Consider the following 13348-nt stretch of genomic DNA (forward strand, 5'->3'; position numbering starts at 1 on the left):
CGACCTGACGCAAGCCGGGTCGGGGTGAATACTGATCACCACGCCTCTTTATCTTATCTAGAGAGATTTTTCAGCATCGCAAACAAGACATCAGAAGAACATTTCCCGATTTAAACCGCCAGTAACGCAAGAATTGCCCTCCCGGCGAAACTAAACCTTAAGACGAATGATACAACCTGTGAACGCATACCCAACGCCAGACATTTCCGGAGCTTACGGATGCGTTTTAAAAAAGGATTTGCCGTAGCCTTATGCTTCGGTTTGCTCGCCTGCTCGGATAACGTTCCATCCGGAGACCCTCAGTCCGGTCTGAAGCGCGACATGCGCGGTTACAAGGCATCACCCGGCGTCCTCGTAGCGGAAGACGGGACACCTCATTGGATCCAGTCCGCGGTGACCGGGTACAAGGAAACGACCTTGGACACCGACCTTCCCGCGAAGGTGGTCATGCAGCAGCCCACTGCGTTCTGCCGCTTCCGCAAACCCAACCTCGGAGAATATATCGGCAATGTGCATGTCGGCACAGGCAACATGCATGCGCCGATCTATACCTGGTCGAAAACGAAAATTCGGGAACGGGCACAAAAGCTGGCTGAAAACGCCCAAAAACCAGCCGACGACCCCAGAAAGATCCGTGTCGACACGATGGTACTCAGTGCAAAGGACGACAGTTTTCCTGTTGTCGATGTCGTGGTTACGGAAACCGAAAAGCCGGTCTACCTGATCCTGCAAAACGAATTCGGCAAGATCCTATGGAACATACATCTGGCACCTGGCGCCCGTATCTCGCATGTGGTGGCACTCGGTGTCGGCGATATCGCTTTCGCCAATCTTGATCCTGACGTGCCTGTTGAAATGGCCGGTGCAAGAACCCTTCGTTCCTGCGGTGTTCAGCCCTGGCGAAAGATGCAAGATCACTGGCTTTTCGCAAGAAACGCCAAGGAAAATCCGAGCCTTCATGAAGAGCCAGTTGCCAAGAACAAGGCGGCTTATCGCAAGTACGACAGCTGGTTCAAGAGCGCCTTCGGCATAAGAAGCGAGCAAAATCTCGCGGGCGTGGAACGGTCAACTCACGTGCTCGTTGGGCCACTCCCGGAAAATCTTGATGACCGGATTCCCTTCCGTCCACTGGGGGGATCACTCGTCATCATGACGCCGGTCGAGAACATCGCAGTAGCTGGCAAGTCCGGCTACGAGGACAAGGCGATGGCGCAGATCAGGCCACTGGTCGACAAGGCTCTCGGACGTGACAGCACCGCCAATTCCAATTCCGGTTCATAAGCAACAGGGAACAGTCTTGATGCGTATCCTTCAAATCGCCTGCGGAGTGATCTTTTTCGCAGTGACGCTCTACTACGGCTACATCATGTTCAGTGTTGCCAACGTCGCGAACACTGTCTTCGGCTTCAAGAACGATCCGCTAAAAGGACAGGCGACAGTCCACAACGCCAGGCATGGCTCAGGCGGTTCCCTGAAAGACGGCTACGTCGCCCTCACGGACTTCAAGAACCTCGATGCCGGACGGGTGGTCAATATCGTCATGCCCGTATCGGTGAAAGAGCTCTTGAAGGAAACTGGGGCTCCTGCCGACATGGACATGATCGAGGTCTTCATCTCCGGTCAGGCCCCCAGAATCGCGGAAGCCGAATGCAAGCTCCTAGTGAAGACAATTGCATCGAATTGCCGGGTAAAGCTGACAAAAGCCAAGCAATTCAAGGATGATCCGAAATTTGCCGAGATCAGGATGCAGCTTGAGTTCGTAGAGAAGCAAGTCCCCGGTGCATTCGAGACAGAGAAGCCTCTCAACTACCAGGAAGTGGACGCCGATCTGGTGGACAGTGCCGGAATCTATGCCGAAGCCTGGCTGAACGAATTCAAGACCCGACGGGCGAAACTCTATACCACTGCAGCCCGCGCCTGCGATCCCTTGCGGCGTCAGCACGGCAATTGTTCGGTGACTGAAATCAACGTTTTGGGCCGATGGGAAAAACGCGAGGAATTCGTGGTCATACGCTCGAACGCAACCCTGTCATATCTGTGGCCCGAAAGGACCTGACCAGGGTCACGTCTTCTGCAATGTGAGCTGCATCAGGCCGGGGCCATCACCTCGGCCTTTGCCTTTGCAACAGCAGCTATCAGCCGGTCCACATCTTCCGTCCGGGTTGACCAGTTCGAGACGCTGATGCGAAACCCCTGTCGCCCTTTCCAGGAGGCCTGACCGAACCAGGCTTCACCGGAAGCCTGAACATGGCCAGCGATGCGGGCACAGGCGTCTTCCGCCCCCGGCAGCGTCGCAAACACCTGGTTGAAATGCACCTCATGTGGCACTTCGAACCCGAGTGCTGTCAGATCCCCTGAAATGCGCCTTGCATGACCGTGAAAACGGCTCAGCATATCCTCCAGGCCTTGCCGGCCGAGGGAAAGCAGCGCAGCCCAGGTCTCGGCTCCGCGCGCAGACCGGCTGAATTCAGGAGCGCGGTTGGCCGGGTTTGATACGGTCGCCGGCAGATAGGTGGCCCCGATTGCCATCGACGCCTGCATTTCCTGCGGATGGCGGCACAAGGCCAAGCCTGAATCATATGGCGTGTTGAGTGTCTTGTGGCTGTCGACCACCCAGCTGTCTGCCTTCTCAAGTCCCTTGAGAGCCGTTGCCGTATCGCTGCAGGCCCTTGCCCACAGTCCGAAAGCGCCATCAACATGAAGCCAGGCACCAGCGGCATTACACTTGTCGCCGAGTTCGTCAAATGGATCGAAGGCTCCGCTGCAAACGTTTCCTGCCTGGCACAAAACGAGCGTGCGATCATCCAGTTCGGGTAGCTTGTCGATCCGCATCCGCCCCTGCTCGTCCACTTCCACCCACTCGATCGATTTCGTGGCCAGGCCTGCCATCCGAAGGGATTTCAGCACGGTTGCATGAATTTCTGCGCTGGCGACGATCCGCAAGCCGGGAGCGCCAATCAGGCCCTCTCCTCTTTCGTGGCCAAGGCGCGACAACAGCGTGTCGCGCGCGGTGACCAGTAGCGCCATGTTCGACATGGTCGCACCGGTGGTGAAAGCGCCATCGGTACCTTCAGGCAGCCCCAGAAGCCTAACGATCCAGGACACCGCCGTTTCTTCCATCTTGATCACGGAAGGTCCCGTCAAACCGTCTGCAACCTGATCCCACGCGGAGAGCAAAGCCCGGGCCGCGGAGGCTGCAGGCAATGCGCCCCCTATGACATAACCGAAGTACCGACCTGCCGCCGTCGCAACAGTGCCCTCACCGCCCACGGTCTCGAGCAGATCAAGAATATCGCCAACGTCGGCGCCCTGCTCCGGCAAACCCGGATCGAGCTCGGCAAGACGAGACAAATTCGGCCCGACGCGCCGATCCGGCAATTGTTTCAGATAACGCACGCCGCGCGCCGCGCCGTTCGAAAAGGCTTCCGCTTGAAGGCCGAGAAGGCTATTTTCCATGATCGAACCACCAATCTATATCGAAGAGTATCTATATAGATGAATATCAATATAGATGTAGAGTCAAGTTCATTGGCGATGGCGGCACTGGCGAGCCCTGTGCGGCTGCAGATCCTTTTGTGGCTGCTCGACCCTCGAGCCCACTTTCCCCGCCAGCGGGACGGAGATCTCGTGGACGACGGCGTGTGTGTGGGTTTCATCACCGACAAGGTGGGCCTCAGCCAACCGACCGTAAGCTCGCACATGAAAAAGATGTCGGAAGCAGGCCTGGTAACGGGAAAGCGGATCGGCAACTGGATGTTCTACAAACCCGACAGGACAAGGCTGGAGGACCTGGGGTTGAAGCTCACATGCGCATCGCAAACGGATCCTGAAGCATCAAATGCCGGTCAACTGGCCACCGAAACCGTTTCCTGAACAACCGCGGCTTGAGCAAACTCATCCGGGCGGTTCTGCCGCATGTCGCGGCTTGCAGCTGCAAGAAAACTCGGACTAGATCAGGAGTAACTCTTGATCGGAATCGATTGATAGTCCTTTGATCAACCCTGAAGTGTCGGGGTGGCTCGTTTCTGAACACCGCTTCGCGAAATTCTTTTGCCTATCAGACAGGAATGCAAACATGTCCACGCCCGCTTATGACGACCAGAATGTCTTTGCCAAAATCCTGCGCGGCGAACTGCCGAGCCACAAGGTTTACGAGGACGACAAAACACTGGTGATCATGGACATCATGCCCCGCGGCGATGGTCATGTTCTGGTGATCCCGAAAGCCCCTTCGCGCAACATCCTGGACATCGCGCCGGACGATCTCAACGCGGTCATGGCAACAACGCAGACCATGGCCAGGGTGGTGATCAAGGCCTTCGATGCCGACGGCACGACCGTCCAGCAATTCTCAGAACCTGCCGGTGGCCAGGTGGTATTCCACACCCATGTCCATGTCATTCCACGTTTCGAGGGCGTTTCGCTGAAACCGCACACCGGCGCGATGGCAGACAATGACGTGCTGGCAGCCCAAGCAGAAAAGATACGAGCCGCACTGGCCTAAAGCCAGGCGAGCATCTCCAGCCATTCAGCACACAACAGACAACGCCCGCCCGGCTTCAAACCGGGCGGGCGCTTTTCTCGATGCTCAATCAGCTATCGAACCACCAGCGGCTGCAGGCACGGGCACCGTCGAGCTCCCAGCTCGATGCCAGTTGCTCACCATGCTGAACATTGCTGCGGCGGGCATAAACGAAGTTGCGGAAGAACGGGATGATCGTGCCGCCGTCGTCATGCGCAAGCAGCGCCATTTCCCGGTACATCTCCGCCCGCCTGGTGTCGTCCAATTCGGCTTTCGCCATCAACAGCAGCTCGTTGAAACGTTCGTTCTGCCAATGACTCTCGTTCCAGGCGGCATCGGACTTGTAGGCCAGAGAATACATTACGTCCGGTGTCGGACGCGCCCCCCAGGCCACCACACAGAACGGTTTCTTCAGCCAGACATCCGAGTAATAGCCGTCGTTCGGTTCACGCACGACCTTGATGTCGATGCCTGCCGCCTTGGCATGTTCGGCATAAAGCACGCAAAGATCGACCGCACCGGAGTAGATGGATTCAGCAGAGGAGATGCTGATGGACAATCCCTCGGCACCGGCCTTTTTCAGCAGCGATTTCGCCTGATCCGGATCGTAGTCGTGTTGGGGAATGTCATCCGGCCAATAAGGCATGGCTGGCGAGTGGTGGAAATCGTTTGCCTTTGTCGCTGCACCAAAGGCAATCTTCTCGATGATCTCGTCGCGGTTCATCGCGAGCTTGAGTGCGTTGCGAACATCCTTGTTGTCAAACGGAGGCGTGTCGCAGAACATCGGCATCGTGAGCGTCGAGGCAGACGGCACATTGTCGATCTCCAGGTTTGGATTGCGCGCAAGCAGACCCATCGTCTTCAGATCGATGAGCGAAACGGCATCCACGTCGCCAGTAACCAGAGCTGTCTGACGGGCGTTCGGATCGGTCAGGATGATCAGTTCCACGCCGTCGAAATGTGCACCGTCCAGATGCCAGCCGTCATGGCGCGTCAGAGAGAACCTGACACCGAAGTCACCGGTTTCGATCTTGTAGGGACCGGTTCCGTCGCCCGAAGCCCAGTCGATCGAGCCATCGGCGTTCGCCGGACAGATGGCCAGATGGTAATCGGTCATGAGCCACGGCAGATCCGCATTGCCCGAAGACAGTTTGAATACGATCGTGTTGTCGCCATCCTTGACGATATCAGCGACGTCGGTCAGCAGAGCCTTGGCCGCGGAGGTCGTGCTGTCGCCGCGGTGGTGGTTCATCGATGCAATGACGTCGTCGGCTGTCATCTTGCGGCCGGAGTGGAAGGTGACGTTTTCGTTGAGCTTGAAAGTCCACTCCGTTGCGTCCGCATTCGCCGTCCATTCGGTGGCGATATCCGGCCCAAGAGACCCGTCTGGTTCAATCAGGGTAAGATAGCTGCGGTGAGTATGCGCCAGCACGATCATGGCGATGGTGAGATAGGTGCCCGGATCGTGGGTGTCTGATGTGTTGCCGTCATGAATGCCGACCTTGAAGGTTCCGCCCTGCTTTGGTTGCGCTTTGGCTTTCGTGGTCCAGAGCCCTGTTGCGGCGGAAGCTGCAACACCGGCAGCCATGGAATAATTCAGGAAATCACGGCGGGAAATGCGGCCAGATCTCGCGGCCTCGCCCAGCTTTTCCAGCATTTCCGTATCTTTGTACTTGTCCTTCATCGTCAGATTACCTCCAAGTTTACAGTCACCATCTGGCTTGCGCCCGGTTTCAATCGTTAACTCTAGGTCGGCTGCGTTTTATCCGATCATCCCCCATTCGAAGTTTAGTGCCGCAAAAACGACGTTTCGTTAGATAGTGCGCGGCAAAGGATTGTCCTGTCAGGATTGCGGATAGAAGAGAGGGTAACGGCAGACGGTGCTGCGCATCGCTGAGAAGACGCCGCTTGTGACAAAATTTTACGCGACGCCCGCCTGAACAGCAGCGTCTTCCTGCTCCCTGGCCATGTTCTGGTCTTCCTGCAGTACCTTGACCACCGACGGCCTTTCGGCGAACCGCTCGATGTAAGCGGTGAATTCTTCGAATTCCGGTACGATGCCGAACATTGTTCCCCACCGCAGCCCCATGCCCCACAGAACGTCGACAGCCGTCATCCGTTCTCCAAGGACGAAGGGTCCCTTTGCCAGCTGGGCACGCATGCTTTCCATGACGGTGTCAAAAGAACCATAGGCGGACATGGAATGCGGCGGTTCTTCACGCTTGAGTGCGCGGTCGATCAGTGCCGGCTCAAAACAGGATGCCATATGCACGAACCATCGCAGGTACGGTCCACGCAGTGGATCATCCAGCGAGGGTGTCAGTCCTTTTTCGGGAAACAGGTCGGCCAGATAGATATAGATCGCGACCTGTTCGGTAATGACTGCCTCGCCAACGCGCAATGCCGGAACTTTGCCAGCCGGGTTGACGGCAAGATATCGGGGGGTCCGGTTTTCACCCAACTTCAGATTGAGCACATTCAGCTTGTAAGGTGCGCCCAGCTCCTCCAGGAGAACACGTACGCCGGTGGCGCGTGTCTGAGGTGCATAAAAGAGTTCGACCTGATCCGCCATGTTCCTCTCCTTGACCGGGTGCAATCGCCGTACTCTTCAACCTAGCCTATCTGGCGGGCAAGTGAACACGGGAAATCGCTTGGTGTCAGGAAGCCATCGTGTCGAGGATCAGCCAACCGGAAACGAGAAAGACTTCTGCGGCAAGTACGCCAACAAACACACGTTGCCGGGCTGCAAAAAACGACGCGAAGCCGAAACCGGCGGCAGCCAGACGCAGCCAGAGCGGTGTTTCTGCCAGCACACCTTGCGGGAACAGGATCAGCTTGGAAATCACTCCGGCCACAAGTGCGGTTGCGACACAGCGCACCCAGATCAGCAGTTCGCCGTCTTCACGCAGCCTGCCGCCGGCAAAGACACCCAGCCACCGCCAGACGTCAGTTGCAAACCAGCCGGCGATGATGATCATCACCAGTGGCCACCAGGTTTCGGATACCAATCCACCTGCCGTCGATCCCTCCATCACGACAGCCCCCTGCGCATGATCCTGGTTCCGAGGTAGGCAATCGTGCCGCCTACAAGGCCGGTCCAAAGCAGATCCAGTCCGGGCAGATAGGTGAAGAAGACCGGTCCGAGCAGCAGTCCTGCGACCATGGCCGCCCGGTCGGCATTGAGCCTTGCAGCCCCCCAGAGCGAGCACAGGAAATAGACAGGCGTCAGCAGGAACAAGGCACCTGCCACCATGCCCGGCATGCTTTCAACCAACAGGTAGGAAACACCGGTCATGCAGAAGACGAAGCTGGTCACCGCCGCGCCAAAACCAATGAAGAACGGCAGACGCCCTTCCCTCGGCATGTCCGGCAGGTGCTTCATCGCGAACACCCAGGCAGTCACCGCGACGAAATGAGACGCGATCAGCAATTGCCAGGTCTTTGTCTTGCCCGGCACCTTGACCAGCGGCATCAAGGCCATGGTCATCGGCATCAGGCGGACTGACGCAAGAGCGACGGCAATTCCGGCAGGAAGGATACCCATTCCGGAAGAAATCGCGCCGGTCAGAACCACGATGGAAGGCAGCGCCCAGACGAAACCGGTCATTGCCAGCGTCTCAAAGAGCGTCAGCCCTGTTTCACGGGCAAGCCCCGCATATCCGACAAACGCGGCAGTCAGAATAAACGCTGGAATAGACACCGCCGCCCGCGCTCCACGCGCCATCCAGACCCGGGCATGTTCCGGCGGGTTCTGGGATTCCTGGTCGATATCTGGCTGATCAGGAGCCGTCATCAAGCTGACTCATCTCTGGGCAGTTAGTAAGGTAGCCTTACCTTTTTGGAGATTTTCTGTCCAGAGTGCCAATCGGCGAAAGAGTTCGGCACGCGAATTTCCGAACTCCCTTTTGATGCCCTCTGAACAGCTCACACCGACCGCGTCAGCCCACCATCGATACGTATGTTCTGACCTGTGATATAGGCCGCCTCGTCGCTGGCCAGATAGGCGATCAGGCTTGAGATTTCGTCCGAGCGGCCGTAGCGGCCCATGGGGATCCGCGCCAGGCGATCTTCCTTCTCCGGCAGGCTGTCTATGAAACCGGGCAGGATATTGTTCATGCGCACGTTCTCGGCAGCGAACTTGTCGGCAAACAGCTTGGTGAAGCTGGCAAGTCCTGCCCGAAACACACCGGAAGTCGGAAACATCGGGTCCGGCTCGAAGGTGGCGAATGTCGAGATATTGATCACCGTTCCACCACCTTGTGCAGCCATGATCGGGGCGACAAGGCGTGCCGGCCGAACGACGTTCATCAGGTAGTAGTCCATGCCGAGATGCCAGTCCTCGTCGGAGATTTCCAGAATATCGCCTTTCGGGCCATGTCCGGACGAATTGACGAGAACATCGATCCGGCCAAGAGCGTCAACCGTCTTGCTGACAAAAGAGGTCAGGTCGTCTGCAACAAGATTGGATCCGGTGAACCCGACCCCGCCCAATTCCTCCGCGAGCGCTTCCCCCTTGCCGGAGGACGACAGAATTGCGACCCGGAACCCATCTGCAGCCAACCGTCTTGCTGCATCGGCCCCCATGCCGGAGCCGCCAGCGGTGATCATCGCAACCTTGTTATCGCTCATGTCCGTTCTCCCGAAAGTGTCTGCTTCATAGCTAGGCAAGCAGCCCGGTGGCGGCAAATGATTTTCCTGAATGGTTTCAATTCCAAACATGAATGAGAACAGGCCCAGGGCGTGTTCCAACCCGGCCCGTTTCGCGCATTGCGCGTCGTCTGTGCATGCGAAAAACAAAAAGGCCCCGAATCTCTTCGGGGCCTTTCCTATCTGATTGTGCAGGGCCTCAGTCGGCCAGCGGTACCTTGGGCACAAGGCTTTTCTTGGCCGGACCGCTCTTGCCTGCAGGCGGCTTCGTATCCTTGGCGGCCGCTGCCTTGGCAGCAGGCTTGCGCCGGCGCTTGGGCTTTGCCTTGGTTTCGGTCTTGGCCTTGGCTTTTGGCGGTGTCGCACGCTCCTCAATGCTTTCCAGAAGCAGACCCCTGCCGTCCTCGGACACGGTGACCTTGACCATTCCGCCTTTCTTCAACTTGCCGAACAGCACCTCGTCGGCCAGAGGCCGCTTGATGTGCTCCTGGATAATCCGCCCAAGCGGGCGAGCCCCCATCTGGCTGTCATAGCCCTTGTCGGCAAGCCACTTGACGGCATCTTCCGTCAGTTCGAAGGTCACGCCGCGGTCAGCCAGCTGGACTTCCAGCTGCATGACGAACTTCTCGACCACCTTGTAGACGACTTCCATCGGCAGATTGCCGAACGGAATGATCGCATCGAGACGGTTGCGGAACTCCGGCGTGAACAGCTTGTTGATCGCTTCGGCGTCGTCGCCTTCCCGCTTCATGCGATTGAAGCCAACCGGCATCTTGGCCATGTCCGCGGCACCGGCGTTGGTGGTCATGATCAGGATGACATTGCGGAAATCGACCTGCTTGCCGTTATGGTCGGTCAGCTTGCCATGGTCCATCACCTGCAACAGGATATTGAACAGGTCCGGATGGGCCTTTTCGATCTCGTCCAGCAGCAGCACGCAGTGCGGATGCTGGTCGACGCCGTCGGTCAAGAGACCACCCTGGTCGAAGCCGACATATCCCGGAGGTGCACCGATCAGGCGCGACACGGTGTGCCGCTCCATGTATTCGGACATGTCGAACCGGATCAGTTCAACACCCAGCGAAGATGCCAGCTGCCGAGCGACTTCCGTCTTGCCGACCCCTGTCGGGCCGGAGAACAGATAGCTGCCGATCGGCTTGTCAGGCTCACGCAGACCGGCACGCGCCAGCTTGATGGCAGAGGCCAACGTCCCGATAGCTTCATCCTGTCCGTAGACAACTCGTTTCAGATCCTTGCCGAGGTTCTCCAGAATCTCCGCATCGTCCTTGGAAACGGACTTCGGCGGGATCCTGGCCATGGTGGCAATCGTGTTCTCGATTTCCTTCACGCCAATGGTCTTGCGGCGGCGGGCTTCGGGAACAAGCATCTGCGAGGCACCGGTTTCATCCAGCACGTCGATCGCCTTGTCCGGCAGCTTGCGGTCGGAAATATATTTGGCCGACAGCTCCACAGCCACCTTGATGGCATCGTTGGTGTAACGGACCTTGTGGAAGTCCTCGAAGTAAGGCTTCAGCCCCTTCAGGATATCGATCGCGTCCGGGATCGACGGCTCGTTGACGTCGATCTTCTGGAAGCGGCGAACCAGCGCCCGGTCCTTTTCGAAGAACTGGCGATATTCCTTGTAGGTGGTCGAACCGATGCAGCGGATCGCTCCGGAAGCAAGCGCGGGTTTCAGGAGGTTGGACGCATCCATCGCCCCGCCAGAGGTTGCACCGGCGCCGATCACCGTATGGATCTCGTCGATGAACATCACCGCACCCGGGTAGTCCTCGATCTCCTTGACCACCTGCTTCAGCCGCTCCTCGAAATCGCCGCGATAGCGGGTACCCGCCAGCAGCGAACCCATATCGAGCGAGAAGATGGTGGCATCCTTCAGGACATCCGGCACATCGCCATTGACGATGCGATGCGCCAGCCCTTCCGCAATGGCGGTCTTGCCGACACCCGGGTCGCCGACGAAGAGCGGATTGTTCTTCGACCTGCGGCACAGGATCTGGATCGTGCGCGAAATTTCGCTGTCGCGCCCAATCAGCGGATCAATCTTGCCGTTGGTGGCCTTGGTGTTGAGATTGACACAGTAAGCTTCAAGAGCGTCCGTCTTCTGACTGGACTTCTTCTCGGTTTCAGCTCCGGGCATCACATCTTCTTCATCCGCCCCTTCGACTGGACGGGCCTCGGACATGCCGGGACGCTTGGCAATGCCGTGCGAGATATAATTGACCGCGTCGTAACGGGTCATGTCCTGATCCTGCAGGAAGTAGGCCGCATGGCTTTCGCGCTCGGCAAAGATTGCAACAAGCACGTTGGCGCCGGTCACCTCTTCCCGGCCGGACGACTGGACGTGGATGACCGCCCGCTGAATCACGCGCTGGAAGCCAGCGGTCGGCTTGGAGTCCTCGTCACTGTCCGTGACAAGGTTGTCCAGCTCGGTTTCGATATATTCAACCAGATTGCGGCGGATCGTTTCCAGATCCACGTTGCAAGCCCGCATGACCGCAGCCGCGTCCTGGTCGTCCAGCAACGCCAGCAGAAGATGCTCCAGCGTTGCATACTCCTGCTGTCGCTCGTTGGCGAAGGCCAGAGCCTGGTGAAGTGCTTTTTCAAGACTGCGTGAGAAGGAAGGCACGTGCGTTTGTCCTCACTTTTTTTCCATGACGCATTGCAACGGATGCTGATGCTTGCGCGCGAAATCCATCACCTGGGTGACTTTCGTCTCCGCGACCTCGTAGGAATAAATCCCGCATTCCCCGACGCCGTGATGGTGAACATGCAGCATAATGCGGGTCGCCTCTTCGCGGTTTTTTTGGAAGAAGTTCTCCACAACGTGAATGACGAACTCCATCGGAGTGTAGTCATCGTTCAACAGCAGCACTCGATAGAGATTTGGCCGCTTGGTTACTGTTTTGGTACGGGTGACTGTAACCGTTCCGGCGTCGCCACCGTCATTGTCATAATCAGAGCCCGCCGACATTGCCGTTTCTTTTGCCTCTATCACTCCGGCCATCACCAAATTTCGAATCCTGAACACACTGCCCTGCGCAGCTGGTCCAGAGCTTTCCGCAGCACGGACTGCGCCGCGAATACGCATTCTCAGTGATAATCCTGCCGCGCAAGCCGCGCTCGCGCAATGGTCGATTTCATCAACATAAAGGTCAACAGCGCATTTGTAGTCCCTGCGCTGTCGGTCAAGAGGAATGTAGGTTGCCCGTTAATGATTAAAAGGTGGCAAGAGAACGCATTTCGAAATCCGGCCGCAAATGGCAGGATGAACCGCGGCAAGCCTGTAAATCTGTGCATATACGAAAAAACCCGGCTCGTCGGAGCCGGGTTTGAAACTTCAAGCCGTCCTGCGACGGCTAAAAGGAAAACTTATTTCGCAAGCTTGCCCATCACACCTTCGTAAGGCTTGTAGGCATCCTTGGACATGTCGGTGACCATTTCACCGATCTTTGTCATCTCGCCAACAAAACCTTCGTAAGCGGTTTTGACGTAGTCGGCCTGCGCTTCAAATGCCTTGTCGAGGGACTTGGAGGAAACGAGCTTCTCAACAGCTGCGGAACCTTCCTCGAAGGACTTTTTCTGGTAGTCGGCCATTTCAGCGGCGATGGCCTGGAAACCCTTGCTGACGGAGCCGAAAGACGCCATGGCCATATCCATGTTGTCTTTGCTCATCTTCTGCATTTCATCAAAGTTGTTCATCATTTTTCTGCCCTTTTCCGGCGAACCGGTTTCCAATCCCAAGCATCGGCCTTATGGGGCGGCCCGGCGCGCGTATCGCGTTACCTAACGGGATTTTGTCGTAATGCACTGCACAATAAGTGTCAAGGCGATTTTGCATTGCAAAAACAACCATTACGCGAAATTGACAATCCTTCCACGGCGTAAGCTGTCAGACTTCCCTCTGAAAACAGACGCCCCTGATCGAGATCGGCACCAGCAACCGGAAGCAGGAAACAACAGAGCCTCAGCAAGATTTCAGTCAGATTATTGAATTTGACCAACTTCGGAACAACAGACACCGAAAATAAACGAACGCTTAACCAATAAAACAAATGGGAATAAGATTTAGATCTAAACAATTCTTATCAAGTACGTAAAACACAACCTTAACCAACAATTAACTCTAACAAAAAACTATTTTTTTAAGTGCTTTTTCGA

13 protein-coding genes are annotated in these 13348 nt (G+C 56.9%); 4 read left to right on the forward strand and 9 right to left on the reverse strand.

What is annotated here, in order from left to right; all coding sequences use genetic code 11:
• Window positions 1-219: 219 nt before the first annotated feature.
• Together ACYQ6M_RS15640 and ACYQ6M_RS15645 are read left to right on the forward strand one after the other, a co-directional pair.
• Window positions 220-1281 carry a hypothetical protein gene (locus ACYQ6M_RS15640; protein WP_156912481.1) on the forward strand — a complete coding sequence of 354 codons (1062 nt, stop codon included), beginning with the start codon at window positions 220-222 and terminating at the stop codon, window positions 1279-1281.
• A 19-nt stretch (window positions 1282-1300) separates the two neighbouring features.
• A complete protein-coding gene (locus ACYQ6M_RS15645; RefSeq protein ID WP_460074578.1) occupies window positions 1301-2056 on the forward strand; it encodes a hypothetical protein in 756 nt (251 codons plus the stop codon).
• 32 nt (window positions 2057-2088) lie between these two features.
• On the opposite strand, the gene ACYQ6M_RS15650 is transcribed toward ACYQ6M_RS15645, so the two are convergent.
• Window positions 2089-3456, reverse strand: a complete 1368-nt coding sequence (locus ACYQ6M_RS15650; protein ID WP_460074580.1) for a pyridoxal phosphate-dependent decarboxylase family protein — start codon at window positions 3454-3456, stop codon at window positions 2089-2091.
• Window positions 3457-3495: 39 nt separating this feature from the next.
• On the opposite strand from ACYQ6M_RS15650, the gene ACYQ6M_RS15655 reads away from it, so the two are divergent.
• Together ACYQ6M_RS15655 and ACYQ6M_RS15660 are read left to right on the forward strand one after the other, a co-directional pair.
• Window positions 3496-3873 carry an ArsR/SmtB family transcription factor gene (locus ACYQ6M_RS15655; RefSeq protein WP_200863732.1) on the forward strand — a complete coding sequence of 126 codons (378 nt, stop codon included), beginning with the start codon at window positions 3496-3498 and terminating at the stop codon, window positions 3871-3873.
• 202 nt (window positions 3874-4075) lie between these two features.
• On the forward strand, window positions 4076-4504 hold the full coding sequence (locus ACYQ6M_RS15660; protein WP_460074582.1) for an HIT family protein: 429 nt from the start codon (window positions 4076-4078) through the stop codon (window positions 4502-4504).
• A gap of 88 nt (window positions 4505-4592) precedes the next feature.
• Here ACYQ6M_RS15660 and ACYQ6M_RS15665 read toward each other — a convergent pair whose 3' ends face one another.
• From ACYQ6M_RS15665 to ACYQ6M_RS15700, 8 genes are all read right to left on the reverse strand, one after another.
• Complete coding sequence (locus tag ACYQ6M_RS15665; protein WP_055654603.1) at window positions 4593-6206, reverse strand: ABC transporter substrate-binding protein; 1614 nt, start codon at window positions 6204-6206, stop codon at window positions 4593-4595.
• 237 nt (window positions 6207-6443) lie between these two features.
• On the reverse strand, window positions 6444-7094 hold the full coding sequence (locus tag ACYQ6M_RS15670; protein ID WP_062488615.1) for a glutathione S-transferase family protein: 651 nt from the start codon (window positions 7092-7094) through the stop codon (window positions 6444-6446).
• An 85-nt stretch (window positions 7095-7179) separates the two neighbouring features.
• The gene (locus tag ACYQ6M_RS15675) at window positions 7180-7554 is read right to left on the reverse strand and encodes an AzlD domain-containing protein (protein ID WP_022998331.1); all 375 of its coding nucleotides are present in this window, start codon (window positions 7552-7554) and stop codon (window positions 7180-7182) included.
• Window positions 7554-8315, reverse strand: coding sequence for an AzlC family ABC transporter permease (locus ACYQ6M_RS15680; RefSeq protein WP_075282957.1), 762 nt, complete (start codon window positions 8313-8315; stop codon window positions 7554-7556). The genes ACYQ6M_RS15675 and ACYQ6M_RS15680 overlap by 1 nt, the downstream gene beginning before the upstream one ends.
• A gap of 131 nt (window positions 8316-8446) precedes the next feature.
• A complete protein-coding gene (locus tag ACYQ6M_RS15685; RefSeq protein ID WP_075282995.1) occupies window positions 8447-9151 on the reverse strand; it encodes an SDR family oxidoreductase in 705 nt (234 codons plus the stop codon).
• 217 nt (window positions 9152-9368) lie between these two features.
• The gene (gene clpA / locus ACYQ6M_RS15690) at window positions 9369-11816 is read right to left on the reverse strand and encodes an ATP-dependent Clp protease ATP-binding subunit ClpA (RefSeq protein ID WP_460074585.1); all 2448 of its coding nucleotides are present in this window, start codon (window positions 11814-11816) and stop codon (window positions 9369-9371) included.
• 12 nt (window positions 11817-11828) lie between these two features.
• The gene (clpS, locus tag ACYQ6M_RS15695; RefSeq protein ID WP_031268357.1) at window positions 11829-12161 is read right to left on the reverse strand and encodes an ATP-dependent Clp protease adapter ClpS; all 333 of its coding nucleotides are present in this window, start codon (window positions 12159-12161) and stop codon (window positions 11829-11831) included.
• 398 nt (window positions 12162-12559) lie between these two features.
• Complete coding sequence (locus tag ACYQ6M_RS15700; RefSeq protein WP_031268356.1) at window positions 12560-12892, reverse strand: phasin family protein; 333 nt, start codon at window positions 12890-12892, stop codon at window positions 12560-12562.
• Window positions 12893-13348: the final 456 nt, after the last annotated feature.

This window comes from Roseibium sp. ROS1 (genome assembly GCF_054658215.1).